This is a genomic window from Mesorhizobium sp. P2_E6, assembly GCF_056403835.1.
In genome coordinates this window covers 741,936-761,209 of record NZ_JBFUEQ010000001.1, presented here as the reverse complement: position 1 = coordinate 761,209, position 19,274 = coordinate 741,936, and the positions used below count along the sequence as shown (strand labels likewise).

General features: G+C 62.5%; 16 protein-coding genes. 8 read left to right on the top strand and 8 right to left on the bottom strand.

What is annotated here, in order from left to right:
• The first annotated feature begins 57 nt into the window (after positions 1–57).
• The 3 genes from AC1D08_RS03570 (at position 58) to AC1D08_RS03560 (ending at position 3,010) form a co-directional block, all read left to right on the top strand.
• Positions 58–855 carry an ABC transporter substrate-binding protein gene (locus AC1D08_RS03570; protein WP_457152476.1) on the top strand — a complete coding sequence of 266 codons (798 nt, stop codon included), beginning with the start codon at positions 58–60 and terminating at the stop codon, positions 853–855.
• Positions 856–1,015: 160 nt separating this feature from the next.
• On the top strand, positions 1,016–1,690 hold the full coding sequence (locus AC1D08_RS03565; RefSeq protein WP_477304963.1) for an amino acid ABC transporter permease: 675 nt from the start codon (positions 1,016–1,018) through the stop codon (positions 1,688–1,690).
• Between the two features lie 45 nt (positions 1,691–1,735).
• Positions 1,736–3,010: a cysteine desulfurase-like protein gene (locus tag AC1D08_RS03560; RefSeq protein ID WP_457152478.1), complete on the top strand. Its 1,275-nt coding sequence runs from the start codon at positions 1,736–1,738 to the stop codon at positions 3,008–3,010.
• A 260-nt stretch (positions 3,011–3,270) separates the two neighbouring features.
• Here AC1D08_RS03560 and AC1D08_RS03555 read toward each other — a convergent pair whose 3' ends face one another.
• From AC1D08_RS03555 to AC1D08_RS03535, 5 genes are read right to left on the bottom strand one after another with little or no spacing between them, the layout of a single operon-like run.
• Positions 3,271–4,101, bottom strand: coding sequence for a dipeptide ABC transporter ATP-binding protein (locus AC1D08_RS03555; protein ID WP_095082593.1), 831 nt, complete (start codon positions 4,099–4,101; stop codon positions 3,271–3,273).
• On the bottom strand, positions 4,098–4,949 hold the full coding sequence (locus tag AC1D08_RS03550; RefSeq protein WP_477422549.1) for an ABC transporter ATP-binding protein: 852 nt from the start codon (positions 4,947–4,949) through the stop codon (positions 4,098–4,100). Before AC1D08_RS03550 ends, AC1D08_RS03555 begins: the two co-directional genes overlap by 4 nt.
• Positions 4,949–5,833 carry an ABC transporter permease subunit gene (locus AC1D08_RS03545; RefSeq protein ID WP_457152483.1) on the bottom strand — a complete coding sequence of 295 codons (885 nt, stop codon included), beginning with the start codon at positions 5,831–5,833 and terminating at the stop codon, positions 4,949–4,951. The genes AC1D08_RS03550 and AC1D08_RS03545 overlap by 1 nt, the downstream gene beginning before the upstream one ends.
• Before the next feature lie 26 nt (positions 5,834–5,859).
• Positions 5,860–6,867, bottom strand: coding sequence for an ABC transporter permease subunit (locus AC1D08_RS03540; RefSeq protein ID WP_457152480.1), 1,008 nt, complete (start codon positions 6,865–6,867; stop codon positions 5,860–5,862).
• 43 nt (positions 6,868–6,910) lie between these two features.
• Positions 6,911–8,509 (bottom strand): ABC transporter substrate-binding protein, encoded by a 1,599-nt coding sequence (locus AC1D08_RS03535; protein ID WP_477422547.1) that lies wholly within the window; start codon positions 8,507–8,509, stop codon positions 6,911–6,913.
• Positions 8,510–8,966: 457 nt separating this feature from the next.
• Between AC1D08_RS03535 and AC1D08_RS03530 the strand changes: the two genes are divergently transcribed.
• From AC1D08_RS03530 to AC1D08_RS03520, 3 genes are all read left to right on the top strand, one after another.
• Positions 8,967–10,850 (top strand): long-chain fatty acid--CoA ligase, encoded by a 1,884-nt coding sequence (locus tag AC1D08_RS03530; RefSeq protein ID WP_457152466.1) that lies wholly within the window; start codon positions 8,967–8,969, stop codon positions 10,848–10,850.
• The gene (locus AC1D08_RS03525; RefSeq protein ID WP_457152467.1) at positions 10,847–11,617 is read left to right on the top strand and encodes a class I SAM-dependent methyltransferase; all 771 of its coding nucleotides are present in this window, start codon (positions 10,847–10,849) and stop codon (positions 11,615–11,617) included. The genes AC1D08_RS03530 and AC1D08_RS03525 overlap by 4 nt, the downstream gene beginning before the upstream one ends.
• 180 nt (positions 11,618–11,797) lie before the next feature.
• Complete coding sequence (locus AC1D08_RS03520) at positions 11,798–12,805, top strand: hypothetical protein (RefSeq protein WP_457152468.1); 1,008 nt, start codon at positions 11,798–11,800, stop codon at positions 12,803–12,805.
• A gap of 43 nt (positions 12,806–12,848) precedes the next feature.
• Here the strand turns inward: AC1D08_RS03520 and AC1D08_RS03515 are convergent, their stop codons facing one another.
• Together AC1D08_RS03515 and pgi are read right to left on the bottom strand one after the other, a co-directional pair.
• Positions 12,849–13,571: an HAD family hydrolase gene (locus tag AC1D08_RS03515; protein WP_457152469.1), complete on the bottom strand. Its 723-nt coding sequence runs from the start codon at positions 13,569–13,571 to the stop codon at positions 12,849–12,851.
• A gap of 5 nt (positions 13,572–13,576) precedes the next feature.
• On the bottom strand, positions 13,577–15,220 hold the full coding sequence (gene pgi / locus AC1D08_RS03510; protein WP_457152470.1) for a glucose-6-phosphate isomerase: 1,644 nt from the start codon (positions 15,218–15,220) through the stop codon (positions 13,577–13,579).
• A gap of 300 nt (positions 15,221–15,520) precedes the next feature.
• On the opposite strand from pgi, the gene pdxR reads away from it, so the two are divergent.
• Positions 15,521–17,014, top strand: a complete 1,494-nt coding sequence (gene pdxR / locus AC1D08_RS03505; RefSeq protein WP_457152471.1) for a MocR-like pyridoxine biosynthesis transcription factor PdxR — start codon at positions 15,521–15,523, stop codon at positions 17,012–17,014.
• A gap of 192 nt (positions 17,015–17,206) precedes the next feature.
• Positions 17,207–18,793: a trimethylamine methyltransferase family protein gene (locus AC1D08_RS03500; protein WP_477422545.1), complete on the top strand. Its 1,587-nt coding sequence runs from the start codon at positions 17,207–17,209 to the stop codon at positions 18,791–18,793.
• A 15-nt stretch (positions 18,794–18,808) separates the two neighbouring features.
• On the opposite strand, the gene AC1D08_RS03495 is transcribed toward AC1D08_RS03500, so the two are convergent.
• On the bottom strand, positions 18,809–19,207 hold the full coding sequence (locus AC1D08_RS03495; protein ID WP_477225578.1) for a hypothetical protein: 399 nt from the start codon (positions 19,205–19,207) through the stop codon (positions 18,809–18,811).
• Positions 19,208–19,274: the final 67 nt, after the last annotated feature.

Below are 19,274 nucleotides of genomic sequence, written 5' to 3'. Positions count from 1 at the left end.
GTGCGGGGCCAACCCCGCCCGATCAACAACCAGAGGGAACACCCCAGAGGGAACACCATGAATCTGAACCGTCGCAATCTCATGCTTCTCGCCGCCGCCATCGGCATCGCCGCCGGCCCTGCCACCGCCTATGCCGCCGACGTCCTCAATGTCGGCGCCTACCCGACCAACCCGCCCTTCGAGTACAAGAACGAGAGCGGGACGTTCGAGGGATTTGAAGTAGACATCGTCAACGAAGCAGCCAAGCGCATCGGCATGACCACGGATATCGCCGACCTCGGCTTCCAGGCATTGTTCGCAGCCACCACCTCGAAGCGCATCGATGTCGCCATCTCGTCGATCACTATCACGCCGGAGCGGCTGAAGTCGCAGTCGTTCACGCAGCCCTATTATGATTCCGACATGGGCATCGCCACCAAGACCGACAGCCCGATCAAGGCCGAAGCCGACCTCAAGGGCAAGATCGTCGGCGTGCTGTCCGGCTCGACGGGCGAAACCTGGGTCAAGGGGCATCAGGAAGCCGACGGCTTCGCCGACGTGAAGGGCTATGACACGCAGCAGAACCTGCTGCTCGATCTCAGCGCCGGACGCGTCGATGCGGCCGTCAGCGACATCCCTGGCATGCAGTACTCCTTCACCAAAATGAAGGACCTGACAGTCAAGGAGCGCATCAAGACCGGCGAGCAATACGGCCTGATGATGACCAAGGACCACCCGCTGCTCGGCAAGCTGAACGACGCGCTGACCGCGATGAAGAAGGACGGTACGCTGGCCGCCATCCACAAGAAGTGGTTCGGCAGCGACGCGCCCGCCGATTCCTCGACCGTCAAGGAAATGCCGCTGCCGAAGGCCTGAGCGGCGACTGACAGAACGCAGGCGTGCCGGCTCGAAAGGCCGGCACGTCCTGTTTTATTCATGCCCTTCCCGGAGCCGTAGTTTGGTGCGGCGCAGCCGATTTCGGTGTTCGGGTCTTGCTCTGGCGTCACTGGACGCAAAACGGTTCGGGAACGCTCCCATGTCGCTGATCGACACCTTCTTCAATCCCGATGTCATCATGTCCAGCCTGCCGGCGCTGCTGCGCGGGTTCCTGAACACACTGCTGCTCGGGTTGCTCAGCATCGGCATCGGCATCCCCATCGGCCTGGTGATCAGCCTGGTGCGGCTTTATGCGCCGAAGCCGTTGCGGTGGCTCGCGGTCGGCTACACCGACATCTTCCGCGCCCTGCCGGTGCTGGTCGTGCTGATCCTGATCTACTACGCGCTGCCGTTTCTCGGCATCCGCCTGTCATCCTGGGCGTCCGCTGTGACGGCCTTCGCCATCATCATGTCGGCCTACTCGGCCGAGGTGTTCCGCTCCGGTATCGAAAGCATTCCGCGCGGCCAGTTCGAGGCGTCGCAGGCGCTCGGCCTGCCGTTCCTTTTGACCTTGCGCAAGGTGGTGCTGCCGCAGGCGGTCCGCGTGGTCATCCCGCCGATGACCAGCAACTGCGTCTCGATGTTCAAGGACACTTCGCTCGCCTCGACCGTGGCGCTGCCGGAATTGTTGAAGGAAGCGACCAATGCGCAGTCGCTCTACGCCAACCCCTCGCCGCTGATCGGCGCAGCACTCGTCTATCTCATCTTCCTCTGGCCGATGGTCCGCCTCGTCAGCTTGCTTGAAGAACGCTTCAAGACCGAAAAGACGCGCTGACCTCGCAAATCAAACCACCCGCCAAGAACTTCGCAGGAGCCGACCTTGAACAAACATCAAACCGACAATGCGAGCGCCGCCGCGTTCCCCGTCGACACCATCCGCACCATGTTTCCAGCCTTGCAGCGGGCCGGCGACTTCATCTTCATGGACAATGCCGCCGGCGCGCAGATCCCGCAAAGCGTGCTCGACGCGGTGACCAACCATCTGGTTTCGCACAACGTGCAGCGCGGTGGCCGCTATGGCCGCAGCGTCACCGTCGACCAGTCGGTCGCCGACGCCCGCGAGAGTGTCGCACTTCTGATAAACGCCGCCAGCCCGGCCGAAATCTGCTTCGGCATGAACGCCACCTCGTTCATCCGCCTGGTCAGCCTCGGCATCGGCCAGATGCTTCAAGAGCGCGACGAGATCGTCATCACCGACATGGACCACGACGCCAACATCGCCACATGGCTGGCGCTGGAGTCCGCCGGCGCCAAGTTCAAATGGTGGCGCATGCGCGAAGACGGCAATTTGCATGTCGACGATCTGCGCCCGCTGGTTTCCGACCGCACCCGGCTGGTCGCCTGCACGGTCACAGCGCATTCGATCGGCTCGATCGTCGACGTCGCAGCGGTTGCCAAGATCGCGCGCGCAGCCGGCGCGGAGGTGTTCCTCGACTGCGTGCACTATGGGCCGCATGGGCTGATCGACGTGCAGGCCTGGGATTGCGATTATCTGGTCTGTTCCGGTTACAAGAACTTCTCGACACATATGGGCTTCCTGTGGGGGCGCTTCGAGACGCTGAAGCGGCTGCCGACCTTCCGCGAGGATTTCATCCCCGACGAGCCGCCCTACAAGGTCGAGGCCGGCACTTTCATCTACGAGAACGTCTCGGGCATGGATGCGGCCGTGCAGTATCTCGAACTGATCGGCCGCAATCTGGCGCCATCCAACAACCGCTCGCGGCGCGACAACATCGTCGCCGGCATGGGCGCCATCCGCGACTACGAGCTGGTGCTGGCGCGCGAGATGCTCGGCGTGCTCAAGGATTGCGGCGCGACGATCTACGGCGTTGCCGACGAAGCCCGTATCACCGAACGCGTGCCTACCTTCTGCTTCAACATCGGCAGACTGTCACCGCAGCGGATCGTCGAGGAAATGGCCGACATGCAGATCGGCATCCGCGACGGCCACATGTACGCGCCGCGGCTGATGAAGCGGCTCAACCTGTCGATGGACAGCGGCGCCATCCGCGCCTCGCTGGTCCACTACAACACGGTTGAGGAGATCAGGCGCTTTGGCGAGGCGCTGCGCACCATCATCGCCAAGCTGTCGTAAGCGGCTTGGCCTAAAGCGCGTCGCGTTTGAACGGATACAGGCGACGCGCTTTGGGTTCTTGGTTTCATGCATGTCGTTCTCGCAAAACCGAGGCCACTTTTGCGCGACATGCATTAGGGTGTGTTGAGATTCAGGTCAGGCCGAGTCGAGAATGGTAGCTTCCGAGAACCGGAGCGGAGCGTACTTAAGGTACGTGAGCACCGGAAGCGCAGGAAGCCGCCATTCGCAGGCCGGCCTCACCTGAATATCGACACGCCCGGTCAGGCGGCCTTCTTCTTTGCCAGCCTCGCCTTGATCGAAGCGACGTCGGCGCGCGGCGTCGCGGCGAACAGCGTCTTGGTGTAGCTGTGCTTGGGGTCGGCGAAGACCTCTTCGCGCGAGCCGTATTCGACCGCCTCGCCGAAATACATCACCATCACGTCGTCGGCGATGTAGCGCACCACCGACAGGTCGTGGCTGATGAAGACGTAGGTCAGTTGGAACTCGTCCTGCAGGTCGGCGAGCAGGTTGAGCACCTGCGCCTGCACAGACAGATCGAGAGCCGAGACCGGCTCGTCCAACACCAAGAGGCTGGGGTTGAGCATCAGCGCTCGGGCAATGGCGATACGCTGCCGCTGGCCGCCGGAAAACATGTGCGGATAGCGATTGTAGTGCTCGGGTCCGAGACCGACCTTCTTCAGCATCTTCATGGCAAGGTCGCGCCGTTCCTCGGCCGGCTTGCCGGTGTTGATGAGCAGCGGTTCGCCCAGCACGTCGCCGATTTTCTGGCGCGGGTTGAGAGACCCGTAAGGGTTCTGGAAAACGATCTGCACCTTGCGGCGCATCTCCTTGCTCAGCCCGTCCTTGGCGATGTCGACCTTGTTGCCGTCGATGAACAGCTCACCCGAAGTCGCGGGATCGATCAGCGTGATGATGCGGGCCAGCGTCGACTTACCGCAGCCGCTTTCACCGACGATTGCGAGCGTCTTGCCCTTGTCGACGCTGAACGAGACACCCTTGACCGCATGCACCGTGCGCTGTGCGCGAAACAGCCCGCCCCCGACGTGATAGTCGCGGACGATATTCTTGCCTTCGACGACCTTGATGCTCATGCGGCGGCTCCCGAAGGCGCCGGCTCGAACAGCATGTCGGAAACGGTCGGCAGCCGGTCGCCGACGGCATTCTCCGGCAGGGCCGACAAAAGCGCGCGCGTGTAGTTGCTCTTCGGTGATTCAAACAGCGAGAGCACGTCGGCCTCTTCCATCTTGCGGCCCTTGTACTGGACGATGACGCGGTCGGCGGTCTCTGCCACGACGCCCATATTGTGGGTGATCATGATCAGCCCCATGCCGTATTTGGCCTGCAACGACACCAGGAGATCGAGGATCTGCTTCTGGATGGTGACGTCGAGGGCGGTGGTCGGCTCGTCGGCGATCAGCAGCTTCGGATTACAAGCAATGGCGATGGCGATCATGACGCGCTGGCACTGGCCGCCCGACATCTGGTGCGGGAACGAGTTCAGCCGTTCCGCCGGCTCGGCAATACCGACCTGCGTCAGGAGTTCGATGGCGCGCTCCCGGCGCTGCGCAGCGTCCATACCCATATGGAAGCGCAGCACCTCTTCGATCTGGAAGCCGACGGTGAAGCAGGGATTGAGGCTGGCCATCGGCTCCTGGAAGATCATCGACATGTCCTTGCCGACGATCTTGCGCCGCTCGGCAGGGCTTAGCTTCAGAAGATCGCGGCCATTGAAGCTCATGCGGTCGGCGGTGACCGTGGCCGTCCATGGCAAAAGCCCCATGACCGCCAGCATCGACACCGATTTGCCGGAACCGGATTCACCGACGATCGCCAGCACTTCGCGCTCGTCGACATGGAGCGACACGCCGTCAACGGCGCGGAAAGAACCGGAAGCGGTCTGGAACTCGACGACGAGGTTCTGGATATCGAGCAGCGCCATCACGACCTCCTCAGTTTCGGATCGAGCGCGTCACGCAGACCGTCGCCGATCAGATTGATGGCAAGCACAGTGATGAGGATGGCAAGACCGGGGAAGGTCACGACCCACCAGGCGCGCAGGATGAATTCGCGCGCCGAAGCGAGCATCGTTCCCCATTCGGGCGTTGGCGGCTGGGCGCCGAGGCCGAGGAAGCCGAGAGCGGCCGCCTCGAGGATGGCGTTGGAAAACGACAGCGTGCCCTGGACGATCAGCGGTCCCAGGCAATTCGGCAGGATGGTGCGAAGCATCAGCCTGATATGGCCGGCGCCGGCGACCTTCGCCGCCACGACATATTCGCGGCTCTTCTCCGCCATAACGGCAGCGCGCACCAGCCGCGCGAAATGCGGCTGCAGGACAAGCGCGATGGCCAGCATCGCATTGAACAGGCCGGGGCCAAGGATGGTGACCAGAACGAGCGCCAGCAGCAGCGACGGGAACGCCAGGATAAGGTCCATCACGCGCATGATCGCCACGTCGACCCAGCCGCGGAAATAGCCGGCCAACAGACCGAGCGTAATGCCGCCGGTGAGAGCCAGCGTAACCACGACCGCGCCGATGAGCAGCGAAAAGCGCGCGCCATAGAGCAGGCGCGAAAGGATGTCGCGACCGACGGGATCGGTTCCAAGCAGAAATTGGGTGCTGCCGCCGGCCTGCCAGGCCGGCGGCCTCAGAAACGCGGTCTTGTCCTGAATGTCGGGCGCATAGGGCGCGAGCAGCGGCGCAAACAGCGCCGCCAGCACCAGCAGGATGAAGACGAACAGGCCGATCACGGCGCCGCGATTGACCGAGAAATAGTGCCAGAAGGTCCTGAAGCCGGTCAGGCGGTCAGGGTTGCCGGCGGCCATGGGGGCGATTTCGGTCGACTGGCTCATCACGACGCCCGTATGCGCGGGTTGATGACGGCATAGAGCACGTCGACGATGAGGTTCACGGCCATGACGATGAGGGCGATCAAAAGCAGACCTGACTGCACGACGACATAGTCGCGCTTGAAGATGGAATCGACCATCCACTTGCCGATGCCCGGCCAGGCGAAGATGGTTTCGGTGAGGATGGCGCCGGCAAGCAGCGTGCCGACCTGCAGGCCGATGGTGGTGACCACGGGGATGAGCGCATTGCGCAACGCATGCAGGCCGATCACCCGCGACGGCGACAAGCCCTTGGCCCGCGCCGTGCGGACATAATCCTCACCCAGAACTTCCAACATGGCCGAACGCGTCTGGCGGGCAATCACCGCCAGCGGAATGGTGCCGAGCACGATCGCCGGCAGGACCAGGTGGCTGAGCGCCGAGCGGAAGGCATCCCATTTGCCATAGAGCAGGGTGTCGATGGTCATGAAGCCGGTGATCGGCTTGAAGAAGAACTGCAGGCCGATGCGGCCCGAGACCGGCGTCCAGCCGAGGTAACCGGAGAAGAAGATGATCAGCAGCAGGCCCCACCAGAAGATCGGCATGGAATAGCCGACGAGCGCCGTGCCCATCAGCGACTGATCGAACCAGGAGCCGCGCTTGACGGCCGCGAATATGCCTGCCGGAATGCCGAGCGCCATGGCGAAAATCATGGCGAAGAACGACAGTTCCATCGTCGCCGGAAAGAGGATCTTGAACTCTTCCATCACCGGGCGCTTGGACGAGATGGAGACTCCGAAATCGCCGGTCACGACCTCGCCGACATAGCGCGCGTATTGCTGCCAGATCGGCAGATTATAGCCGAACTGTTCCTTGAGCTCCTCGTAACGCGCCGGCGCCACGCCGTGTTCGCCGGCCATGGCAAGGATGGGATCGCCAGGCAGCAGCCTGACGAAGGCGAAGGCACAGATAGTGATGCCGACAAGCGTCGGGATCAAAAGTGCAATTCTGTGAAGAATATATTTGAGCATGGCGAAGGGGGCAGCGCTTTACAGCGCCGCCCCACTCAATATCTTATTCGGCTTTGTCGACGCCGTCGAAGCGGTGAATGCCGAGCGGGTCCATCATGAAACCGCTGACATTCTTGCGCACGACTGCGTAGACTTGGCTGTGTGCCAGCAGGAAGGCCGGAGCCTGCTTCTGGAAGACGACCTGCGCCTGCTCATAGAGCTTGGTGCGCTCGGCCTGGTCGCTGGTCTTCTTGGCCTTCTGGATCAGGTCCTCGAAGTCCTTGTCGCACCAGCTCGAGTAGTTCGAGACGCCGATGGCGGAGCAGGCGAACAGGGTGGCGAAGAAGTTGTCCGGATCGCCATTGTCACCGGTCCAGCCAATCTGGAAGGCGCCTGGACGGTCCTTCTTCTTGCCCTCCGAGCGATACTTGGTCCACTCGTAGTTCACGATCTCGGCCTTGACGCCGACCTTGGCCCAGTCGGCCTGGATCAGTTCGGCGGCGCGCTGGAAGTTCGGGTTGTAAGGACGAACGCGATCGGAAGCCCAGAGCTGGATTTCCGTGAGCCCGGCAGCGGACAGAACCTTCTTGGCCGCATCCGGATCATAGGCGTCGACCTTCACATCCTTGTCCCACGACCACATGGTCGGCGGGATCAGGTTTTCGGCCGGCGTGGCGCCGGCGTCCTGGAACAGCGACTTGATCAGCGCCTCCCGGTCGATGGCCTGGTTGAGCGCATGGCGCACCTCAGGCTTGTCGAGCGGCGGGATGGTGGTGTTGTAGCTCATGTAGCCGATGTTTAGGCCGGCCTGATCCATCAGGGTCACGTCCTGGTTGGCCTTGATCGTGCCGATGTCGGCAGGATTCGGATAGGGCGCGATGTCGCATTCGCCAGCGAGCACCTTCTGGATGCGGGCGGTCGCGTCAGGGGTGATGGCGAAGACGAGATCGTCGATCTTCTCCTTGCCCTTGAAATAATCCGGATGGGCCGCGTAGCGGATAACCGAATCCAGCTGATAGTCGACGAACTGGAACGGGCCGGTGCCGATCGGCTTGGTCGAGAAATCGGCCATCTTGCCGGACTTCTCCAGCTGCTCGGCATATTCCTTCGACACGATCGAGGCGAAGTCCATGCCGAGGTTGGCAAGCATGGGCGCGTTCGGCTCGGTCAGGGTCAGCTTGACGGTCAGATCGTCGACCTTCTCCCATTTGGCGACATATTTCGGCATGTCCATGCCGGTGTAGTAATCCCAGGTCAGGTTCGGCAGGTATTTATCGCCGTTCCACGGGTTCGCCTTGTTGAACTGACGGTCGAAGGAGAAGACGACGTCGTCGGCGTTGAGGTCGCGGGTCGGCTTGAAATAGTCGGTAGTCTGGAACTTCACACCTGGATGCAGATGGAAAGTATAGACCAGACCGTCGTCCGAGATTTCCCACTTGTCGGCAAGGCCGGGCTCGACCTCGGTGCCGCCATGCTTGAATTCGACCAGGCGCGAATAGACGGTACGCGACGAGGCATCGAAGTCGTTGCCGCCCGTCGTCGTACCCGGATCAAAATTGGCCGGCGATGCTTCCGAGCAATAGACAAGCGTCTTCGCATTGGCCATGCCGCTCAGGACGCTTGCGGCCAGCAACGCGGCCGCAAAAGCGAGTTTCTTTTTCATTGAGCACTCCCTGATGTTCTTCCAAGCCCCTCTATCAGGCTCGCGAAGCCCGCATATAAGCACCGTTTTTCCGGCTTTGGAACACCCCGTTTGCTTACCCCGCGGGAAGCAGGAAAAAAATCCGCCATTTTGCTAAATGGCAGAAAAAATTAGCAGTTTTTTCCATTCACGGGATTGTTAACGACCGCATTTTTTTATTGATCGTCGATCTGGCGATACAGGTGCCGCGCCGACCTTCGCTCGGCCGAGGGTGCGGCAGGATAGCGGCTCGCAGTATCGGCGGCAGGGGAGATTCTTGGCGGCAAATCTTTCGCCGCCTTGCCGCAGGGGCAAGACTTGCACCGCCGCCGATAGAGGCAATACATAGAAGACATCCCAGGCCGCAGCCGGGGGACGTCTCTGTCAATTCGGGGGCGAGCGCGGCACGGACGAACAAGAATTATCCAGGGAGGAACGGGTGGCAAAAGCATCAAAGACGACGGCGTCGGTGAAAGCCAAGACGGCTGCCAAGGCAGCCGCCGGCGCAGTCAAGCCGAAAGCGCCCGTTGCCAAAGCCGCCGCGGCAAAGCCGAAGGCGGCCCCCGTGCCGGTGAAGGCAAGTGCAAAACCGACGGCCAAGCCGGCCGCGGCCTCGCGATTGCCGGAGGCACTGACGGCGCTGACTGCCGGGCTGCCGGAAAAGCCATGGCTCAAAAGCTATCCGAAAAGCGTACCAGCTGAAATCGGCGCCTTGCCCTACAGCTCGATCGGCGATTTCCTGGTCGCCGCCTGCAAGCAATTTTCCGCCCAGCCCGCCTTTACCTGCATGGACAAGTCCATCAGCTATGCCGATGTCGAACGGCTGTCGGCGGCCTTCGGCGCATACCTGCAATCGAAGGGACTGCAAAAGGGCGCACGCGTCGCCCTGATGATGCCCAACGTGCTGCAATATCCGGTGGCGATGATGGCCGTCTTGCGCGCCGGCTATGTCGTGGTGAACATCAATCCGCTCTACACGCCGCGCGAACTGGAGCACCAGCTCAAGGATTCCGGTGCACAAGCCATCGTCATCCTGGAGAACTTCGCCAGCACCTTGCAGGCGGTCATCTCCAGAACGGCGGTCAAGCACGTCGTGGTCGCCGCGATGGGAGACATGCTCGGCGGACTGAAGGGCACGATCGTCAATTTCGTCGTGCGCCGGGTGAAGAAGATGGTGCCGGCATGGTCGCTGCCCGGCCATGTCAAGTTCAACGCGGCCGTCAAGGCCGGCGGCGGCGTGGGCTTCAAGCCAGCCAAGGTGGCGGCCGACGATGTCGCCTTCCTGCAATATACGGGCGGCACCACCGGCGTCTCGAAGGGCGCAACGCTGCTGCACAGCAACGTGCTGGCCAATGTCGTGCAGAACGCGCAGTGGATGGAAGACGCCTATACGATCAAGCCGAAACCGGCGCATCCGAACTTTATCTGCGCCCTGCCGCTCTATCATATCTTCGCGCTGACGGTGAACGCGTTGATGGGTATGCAGCAAGGTGCGCGCAATGTGCTCATTCCCAACCCGCGCGATATTCCCGGCTTCGTCAAGGAACTGCAGAAATATCCGATCCACATCTTTCCGGGCTTGAACACGCTGTTCAACGCCCTGCTCAACAATGAGGACTTCCGCAAGCTCGACTTCAAGCCGCTGGTGCTGACGCTGGGCGGCGGCATGGCGGTGCAGAAGGGCGTCGCCGAACGCTGGAAGGCCCTGACCGGCTGTCCGGTGACCGAAGGCTACGGGCTGTCGGAAACCTCGCCGGTGGCCACCGCCAACAAGTTCAGCGCCAGCGACTTCACCGGCACCATCGGCCTGCCGCTGCCGTCGACGGAGATCGCCATCCGCGACGACGACGGCAACAATCTGCCACTCGGCGAGGTCGGCGAAATCTGCATCCGGGGGCCGCAAGTGATGGCGGGCTACTGGAACCGGCCGGATGAGACCGCCAAGGTGATGACCAAGGACGGCTATTTCAAATCCGGCGACATGGGCTTCATGGACGAGCGTGGCTACACCAAGATCGTCGACCGCAAGAAGGACATGATCCTGGTCTCGGGCTTCAACGTCTATCCGAACGAGCTCGAGGAAGTCGTGGCGATGCATCCGGGCGTGCTCGAAGTGGCGGCGATCGGCGTGCCGGACGAGCATTCGGGCGAAGTGCCGAAGCTGTTCGTGGTCAGGAAGGACCCGGCGCTGACCGCAGAGACGCTCACCGCCTATTGCCGCGAGAACCTGACCGGCTACAAGCGGCCAAAATACATCGAATTCAGGACCGAGCTGCCGAAGACGCCCGTCGGCAAGATCCTGCGGCGGGCGCTGCGCGAATGACGGCAGCCGACGGCCTTGGCGCCGTGGATGCACCTTGCCGTCCTGACCCGACCGAGTTCATCAAGGCGAACATGCGCATCGCCCCGGTGCCGTCGCTTCCCGAAATCCGGCTTTATACGCCTCATCCGGGGAGTGGCCTGAGGCGGCTTATCGATCCGCGGCTAAGCTTCGACGATGATGACGACACGGCCGAGGCGGATGAGGATGGACCCGATCCGCAGCCGCCCTACTGGGCCTATGCCTGGGCCGGCGGCGCCGTACTTGCACGCTATATACTCGACCATCCGCAAACCGTGGCCGGTCGCCGCGTGTTCGACCTCGGCGCCGGTTCGGGTCTTGTCGGCATTGCCGCCGCCAAGGCCGGGGCGAGCGCGGTGATCGCCGCGGAGATCGATCGTAACGGCATTGCCGCGATCGGCCTCAACGCCGCGGCGAACGGCGTCGAGATCACCATTGTCGACAAGGATATCACCACGGGCCCGCCGCCGGCGGTCGACCTCGTGCTCGCCGGCGATGTGTTTTACGGCCACGAGGTTGCTTTGAGGGTTATCCCGTTCCTCGATCGCTGCCTGGCAGCCGGCATTGAGGTGCTGGTCGGCGATCCCCGCCGCAACGATCTGCCACTTTCCCGGCTGCGGTTGCACGCCGAATATCAGGTGCCGGATTTCGGCGACGCGAAAGGTGCCCCGACCAAGCCGAGCGGTGTCTTCTCGTTTGAGGCGGAAGAGCGCCGACCCCCCCTCAAACCAAATCACTCGAATGACTGAGTTCGACCCTTTGCAGACGATTCTATGGAAGCTATAGTCCAGTTATGGGGTATCGGCTCGATATGGAAGCCTTGCTAGCCCCGCTTCACTTTGATCAAAACACCCGTACCTGCCCATATTGACCCATCCCTGTTTTCGCAGTTTCGTTCGCCCAGTCGAGGTTCCGGCAATCCCGAGCCTATGACCAACCCGGTCTGGGTATGGGCAATTGAACAGGGTCTCAGCGGTTACTCCCTAAACAAGACGTTCAACGGCCCGCGTTCAGAAGATGTCGGACCGTGCTGGAGCTTCAGCCGGTACGGGCGCACTGAAACCACGCTGCCTGACGGCCGCCGTGTCAGGATCGGCGGCGAGTATGAAGATTGGTACGATGCAGACTTCTACATCTACAACGATGTAATCGTTAGGCATCCTGGGGGCGGAACCGAGATTTTCGGCTACTCGGACGACGTTTTCCCGCCCACCGACTCCCACACGGCAAATCTTGTCGGCGACCGTATATTTATCGTTGGGAACCTATCTTATCCGAATGTCCGTGGTCAAAAGGCGCAAGTGCTTGTTTTGGACACAACGAACTATGGCGTTGGTCGCTTTGATACGACCGGTGAAACTCCGCCGTGGATATACAAACACTCTTCGGAACTAGTCGAAGATGGTAGCGCACTCCTGGTTCGCGGCGGGCTTCTCATCGGGCCGCAATGGCCTGCCGCGGTCGAGAACATCGACGATTGGCGACTGGAGCTCCATACGGGCCGCTGGGAACGCCTCACCAGACGGCTCTGGCCACGATTTGCATTCGTTCGAGATGATGGATGTCAAAATCATCTCTTTTGGCTTCGCCGCCGTCTTTCGGATCGCGCCAGCGGCAGACCGGAGGATAGTGACGGTTTTCGAGCCAGGCATCTTAGCCATCTCGGCCTCAATCCTCGAATGGACTTGCTCGAAACATTGTACACGCCCGACGTGCCTCATTCGAAGATGCCTGAAATTACGGACGAGCATCGCGTCTATCGCCTGTGCGTTGAGGGCGTCACCGTGCGCTATGTTGAGGGCTGGCACGATATTCGGCTGACGGTGGAAGGTGTTCTTCCGAACCGGATTGTCGAGATGATCCGCCTGGATCTGCTGACCAAGCTGACGGCAATCGAGAACACGACCATCAACTGTATCCAGGTGGTGGTCGAGTAGGCCACGGAAGGCGTCCGATGCCAGGAAGAAACAGCTTCCCCCGTCAGATCGTTTCCTTGACCCGCGCCGACAGAAAATCCGGCAGGTCGGCAACCGAATCCAGCACGATATCGGCGATCGACGACAGCGATTCAGGTGTGCCGGTTCCGGAGAGCACGCCGATCGCCAGCCCGCAGCCGCCGGCTCGCGCCATCTCCAGGTCGTGGCGATTGTCGCCGACCATGGCGATTTGCGCCGGCTTCAGCCCGGTCAGGTCGCAGAAGGCGAAGATCGTGTCCGGCGCCGGTTTCGGATTGGCCACCGCGTCATAGCCATAGGCAGCGTCGAAGAGCTGGGCGACGCCAAGCGTGACCATCGTCTTCTCCGCGCCGCCGGTTGAATCGTTGGTAGCGACGCCGAGCCGGTAGGATCGCTTGTGCAGCACTGTCAGCGTTTCGACGATGCCGGGTAGGGCCACCGCCATCGACGAGCCTTGCACGGACGTGATTTCGTTGAAGCGGGCGACGGCCAGCATCTGGTCCTCGTCGGACAGGCGCGGGAACCACAGTTCGACGACATCCATGTTGGTGCCCGAGGCAAAGATCGAATCGGGCCTGAACCGCTTGTTGACGAAATCGAAACCCGCCGCCGAAAGCAGCCTGTCGGCCTTCCAGCGATCGCCCTCGGCGGCATCCATGGCCATGAAGTCGGCAATGCCGAGCCAGGTCGCGTTGAAGTCGACAAGCGTCCCGTCCTTGTCGAACAATATGCCCTTGATGTCTGCCAAACTGCTCACTCCGAACCACGCAAATGCTGGATGTATCCCACCAGGCCAGCGGTCGATGCATCCCGCTTCGCGGCACTTTCCTTGCCCTCCACGACAGGCAAGAGGCCGGTGGCCAGTTCCTTGCCGAGCTCGACGCCCCACTGGTCGAAGGAATTGATGTTGAACAAAGTGCCTTCGACGAAGACGCGATGCTCGTAGAGCGCGATCAGCCGGCCGAAGGTGCGCGGGTCGAGCTTGCGGTAGAGAATGGTCAGCGAGGGCCGGTTGCCGGAGAAGACGCGGTGCGGGGCGATCTTGTCGACCTCGGCCGGCTTCATGCCCTTGGCCAGCATCTGGGCGCGCGCCTCCTCCAGCGTGCGGCCCTTCATCAACGCTTCCGACTGCGCCAGGCAGTTGGCGAGCAGCAGATCATGCTGATGCTTGAGGTCCGGCTCGTGGCCGACGGCCGCAGCGAGGAATTCGACCGGGATGAAATCGGTGCCCTGATGCAGCAGCTGGAAGAAGGCATGCTGGCCGTTGGTGCCAGGCTCGCCCCAGACCAGCGGTCCGGTCGGGGTCGTCACCGCAACGCCTTCGAGGGTGACGCTCTTGCCGTTTGATTCCATATCGAGCTGCTGCAGATAAGCCGGCAGCCGGGACAGGCGCTGGTCATAGGGAATGACGGCACGCGCGGGATATCCGCAGATCACGCGATGCCACCAGCCAACCAGCCCCAGCAGCGCCGGCAGGTTCTCCTGCACCGGCGCCGTGCGGAAATGCTCGTCCATCTCATGCGCCCCATCGAGGAAGGCGCGAAAATTCCGCGGCCCGACCGCGATCATCACCGGCAGGCCGATCGCCCCCCAGACCGAATAGCGGCCGCCGACCCAGTCCCAGAAGCCGAAGACGCGATCCGATTCGATGCCGAACTTGGCCACCAGCTCGAGCGCGGTCGAGACGGCGGCAAAATGCTTGCCGACTGCTTCCTTGCCGAGTGCCTTCTGCACCCATTTGCGCGCCGTCTCGGCGTTGGTCATCGTCTCGACGGTGGTGAAGGTCTTGGAGGCGATGATGAAAAGCGTGGTTTCGGCCGACAGGCCCTTGAGCGTGTCGTGGATATGGGCGCCGTCGATATTGGAGACATAGTGCGCGCGCGGCCCGTCATGATAGGGGGCTAGCGCCAGCGTCGCCATGGCCGGGCCGAGATCGGAACCGCCGATGCCGATGTTGACGATGTCGGTGATTTTCTTGCCGGTCGCGCCGGCTGCCTTGCCGGAGCGCACGGCATCGGCAAAGGCGCCCATCGCGTCGAGCACGGTGGTGACGTCCGCCTTGACGTCCTGGCCATCGACGGTGACGCCCTTGCCGGTCAGGTTGCGCAGCGCGGTGTGCAGCACGGCACGGTCTTCGGTGACGTTGATCTTCTTGCCGGCGAACATCGCCGCCCGGCGGCCTTCGAGATCGGCTGCCCCGGCAAGTTTCTCCAGCAGGTCCATGGTGAGCGCGTCGACCGCGCATTTCGACCAGTCGAGCAACAGGTCGCCGTCGGTGGCTGAGAATGTCTTGAACCGCTGCGGATCGGCGGCGAAGGCCTGGCGCATGCTGGCTGGCGCCGCGGCGCGATGATCGCGCAAGGCTGCGAGCTGTTTCTGGAAGGCTGACTGATCCACTGGCGGGACTCCTGGCGTTTTCGACGCACCATATCAGACCGGATGTTTCCGGCGCGTGTCGTCGCGCCAAAACTAGTGAGCCGAATTCTGTACGGTCAATACGCGGCGATGACGCGAATCGTCACGCGGCGACGATGCAGGCGCGTCCCGAGGGTGGGCGGAGTGCCGGATTTTCCGCCGAAGGATCACTGGCATAAATCCCAACGATCAGAAAAATTGATTGGCGCAACCCCTTGTGCCACCGTTACATTCGACTGGTCCAGCCAAACGAAAAAAGCTGGCCATCGAGGAACATCTTCCATGCCACAGCGAAACGACACGGCGATATGGTCCGGCCTGTTCCGGATTTCGGCCGAATCCGGCCAGACCCTGCAGGCACAGATCCGCCAAGCCATCGTGGCCGCCATTCTCGACCGCCAGATCGCCGCTTCGATGCCGCTCCCCTCTTGCCGGATCCTGGCCGAAAAACTCGGCGTGGCGCGCGGAACCGTGGTGCTGGCCTTCCAGCAGCTCGTCGACCAGGGCTTCCTGGTGGCACGCGAGCGGCGCGGCCATTTCGTCAATCCCGATGTGTTGGCGACACCAGCCAAGCCGCATCAGAAGGCGCCCGACCAGGCCAACGAGATCGACTGGAAGGCACGCCGCAAGATCGCCGCAAGCGACATGCCGCCGCCGGCCAAGCACGAGAACTGGATCAAGTCGTCCTACCCCTTCGTCTACGGCCAGTTCGACCCGGCGCTGTTCCCGACCGCTGAGTGGCGCGAGTGCAACCGCATGGCGCTTGCCGTGCTCGAAATCCGCAACTGGGCGTCCGATATGGTCGATCGCGACGATCCGTTGCTGATCGAACAGATCCAGGCGCGGCTGTTGCCGCGGCGCGGCATCTTCGCCAATCCCGACGAAATCATCGTCACGCTGGGCGCCCAGAACGCGCTCTACATGCTGGCGACGCTGTTGATGGGCAAGGGCTCCAAGGTGGCGATGGAGGACCCCGGCTATCCCGACGCACGCTCGATCTTCCGCCTTGCGGGCGCCGACATCCAGCCGGTGCCGGTCGACCAGTCCGGCATTGTAACCGCTTCTATTCCCAATGATTCCGGGTTCGTGTTCGTCACACCCAGCCATCATTGCCCGACCATGGTGCCGCTGTCGGCGGAACGGCGGCAGGATCTCCTGGCGCGGGCCAACCGCTACAACCAGATCATCATCGAGGATGGCTATGACAGCCAGCTTCTCGACGAGGCGCCGCAGCAGGCATTGAAGAGCCTCGACCGCTCCGGCCGCGTCGTCTATGTCGGCTCGATGTCGAAGACGCTGGCTCCAGGCCTGCGGCTCGGCTACATCGTCGCCTCGGCCGGACTGATCTCGGAACTCCGGGCGCTGCGCCGCTTCATGCTGCGCCATCCGCCTGCCAACAACCAGCGCGCCGTCGCGCTGTTCCTGTCGCTCGGCCATCACGAGGCACTTGTGCGGCGGCTGTCGAGCGCCTTCGACGAGCGGCGCAAGCGCCTGGTCCATGCGATTTCCGCTTTCCTGCCGGAATGGCGTTCGACCGATTCGGCGGGCGGCACATCGCTGTGGCTTGAAGGGCCGCGCGGCACCGATTCGCGCGGACTGGCCGAGGCGGCCGCCTCGCGCAGCGTCATCATCGAGCCGGGCGATCGTTTCTTCGATCGCACTGAAAAGCCTTCGCGTTTCATGCGGCTGGGCATTTCCTCGATCGCGCTCCAGCACATCGAGCCAGGCATCCGCGAACTGGCCACCGCCGCCGGACGCAGGCCGGCCGCCGCCTGATCCACCGCCCGACCCCCTTGCCTGAGCCGCACAACGTGGCTCCGGCTCCATTAGCCCTGGCATATGCAGCCGGACCGTCTGGCTCATAGGCTGGGCCAATGCCGGCGGCATAGTCGGAGCACAAAGGGGAAAGAAGCAGCCGATGGTGGACCAACCGCCGCGCCCTGCTTCTCGGAAAGGTGGAGTGTCTCCATGTCAGTTCTTGAAAAGCAGGAAGCGGCGGCGGATCAACGTTCGCGCCGCTCCGGCGGGCGCGAAGCGCGCCGCGCCATGCGGGCAGCACCGTTGGCCGACGACATCAAGCCGGTGCGCGCCGGCCTCGAAGGCGGCAGCTACGGGCCGCTGACGGAGAACGACCAGGAACGCATCCACGAGGCGATGCTGACACTCCTGGAAACGGTTGGCTTCGCCAATGCCATTCCCTCCTGCATCGAGGCGCTGACTAAGGCCGGCGCCAACTATGGCGACGATGGCCGCATCCGCTTCCCCCGCGCGCTCGTGCTCGACACGATCAAGAAAGCGGCCCGGCATTTCACGCTGCACGGCCAGGACCCGAAGCACGACATGCTAATCAAGGGCAAGCGCGTGCATTACGGCACGGCGGGCGCTGCCGTGCATCTGGTCGATGTCGAAAAGCGCGAATACCGCGAGTCGCTGCTGCAGGACATCTATGACGCCGCCCGCCTCGTCGAGGGGCTCGACAACATCCATTTCTTCCAGCGGCCCATGGTGCCGCGCGACATTCCCGACCCGCTCGATATGGATTTCAACACGCTCTATGCCTGCGTGATGGGCACGTCGAAGCATGTCGGCACCTCGTTCACGGTGCGCGAGAACGTGCAGCCGGCGCTCGAAATGCTCTATGCCATTGCCGGCGGCGAGGAGAACTTCCGCGCCCGGCCGTTCGTCTCGAACTCCAACTGCTTCGTCGTGCCGCCGATGAAGTTCGCCGAGGACGCCTGCGGCGTGCTCGAGGCCTGCGTCGAAGGTGGCATTCCGATCCTCTTGCTGTCGGCCGGACAGGCCGGAGCTACGGCCCCGGCGGCGATTGCCGGTGCAGTGGTGCAGGCGGTGGCCGAAGTGCTGGTCGGCCTTATGTATGTCAACGCCATCAAGCCGGGGCATCCGGCGATCTTCGGCACCTGGCCATTCGTGTCGGATCTCAGGACCGGCGCCATGTCTGGCGGTTCGGCCGAACAGGCGGTGCTGACCGCGGCCTGCGCGCAGATGGCGCAATATTACGACCTGCCGGGCGGCTCGGCCGCGGGCATGACGGATTCGAAACTCCCTGACATCCAGTCCGGCTATGAAAAAGGCATCACCGATGTGATGGCCGGCCTTGCCGGGCTCAACCTGGTCTACGAATCGGCCGGCATGCACGCCTCGCTGCTCGGCTTCTGCCTGGAAAGCCTGATCATCGACAACGACATGCTCGGCCACTGCCTGCGCTGCGTGCGCGGCATCGAGGTGACCGACGAGGCGCTGTCGATCGACACCATCGCCGATGTCTGCCTGAAGGGACCAGGCCACTATCTCGGCAATGAGCAGACGCTGCGGCTGATGCAGACCGAGTATTTCTATCCGGCCGTGGGCGACCGATTTTCGCCCAAGGAATGGAACGAGAAGGGCCGGCCCGACATCCTGCAACGGGCGATCATCGAGAAGAAACGCGTGCTTGCCGAGCGCTTTCCGCGCCATGTGCCGAAGCTGATCGATGACAGGCTGCGTGCCCGCTTTGGCGAGATGATCAAGCTGCCGCGCGGCAGCATGGGCGGGTAGGCCCTCGCAAAACAATCAGTCCGCGTTGAGACCGTAGCGCTCGACGACTTCGGCATTGATCAGCTTGGCGTGCAGCGTCATCAGCACGATTTGCGCATCCAAGCCGTCGCCGGTTTCAAGGGCGGCCTCGATCCGGCGTTCTGCATCCAGCCTGTTCTGAAGACCGTTGGATCGTTCGAAGGCTTCCGGTCCGGCGATGCAGTAGCTGAACAATCGCGCCACGTCTGCATAGGCTTGGCCGGGCGGCTCGTCAGGCCAATGATCCTTCATCAGATTGACGATTGTCAGTTTTACGCCCTCCGGCACGAGGGCGGGATGAAGGTCGGCGCCACGCAATGCCGCATCGAGCTGCCTCAAGTCGCCCGAGCGGCCGAACATTCCGAGGAAGCCAAGGGAAGAGCGTCGTGTCGCCATCATGTTCCAATCCGTTTCAAACCACTTAAGTGGTTCGCAAGCGGAATACAAAGGCAGCGACCTCTAA

Excerpts from the sequence above, each read along its gene's own strand:
- AC1D08_RS03565 (WP_477304963.1), top strand. The coding sequence starts at position 1,016 with ATGTCGCTGATCGACACCTTCTTCAATCCCGATGTCATCATGTCCAGC.
- pdxR (WP_457152471.1), top strand. The coding sequence starts at position 15,521 with ATGCCACAGCGAAACGACACGGCGATATGGTCCGGCCTGTTCCGGATT.
- AC1D08_RS03540 (WP_457152480.1), bottom strand. The coding sequence starts at position 6,867 with ATGCTCAAATATATTCTTCACAGAATTGCACTTTTGATCCCGACGCTT.
- AC1D08_RS03500 (WP_477422545.1), top strand. The coding sequence starts at position 17,207 with ATGTCAGTTCTTGAAAAGCAGGAAGCGGCGGCGGATCAACGTTCGCGC.
- AC1D08_RS03520 (WP_457152468.1), top strand. The coding sequence starts at position 11,798 with ATGACCAACCCGGTCTGGGTATGGGCAATTGAACAGGGTCTCAGCGGT.
- AC1D08_RS03570 (WP_457152476.1), top strand. The coding sequence starts at position 58 with ATGAATCTGAACCGTCGCAATCTCATGCTTCTCGCCGCCGCCATCGGC.
- AC1D08_RS03535 (WP_477422547.1), bottom strand. The coding sequence starts at position 8,509 with ATGAAAAAGAAACTCGCTTTTGCGGCCGCGTTGCTGGCCGCAAGCGTC.
- AC1D08_RS03550 (WP_477422549.1), bottom strand. The coding sequence starts at position 4,949 with ATGGCGCTGCTCGATATCCAGAACCTCGTCGTCGAGTTCCAGACCGCT.
- AC1D08_RS03555 (WP_095082593.1), bottom strand. The coding sequence starts at position 4,101 with ATGAGCATCAAGGTCGTCGAAGGCAAGAATATCGTCCGCGACTATCAC.
- AC1D08_RS03525 (WP_457152467.1), top strand. The coding sequence starts at position 10,847 with ATGACGGCAGCCGACGGCCTTGGCGCCGTGGATGCACCTTGCCGTCCT.
- AC1D08_RS03545 (WP_457152483.1), bottom strand. The coding sequence starts at position 5,833 with ATGGCCGCCGGCAACCCTGACCGCCTGACCGGCTTCAGGACCTTCTGG.
- AC1D08_RS03495 (WP_477225578.1), bottom strand. The coding sequence starts at position 19,207 with ATGGCGACACGACGCTCTTCCCTTGGCTTCCTCGGAATGTTCGGCCGC.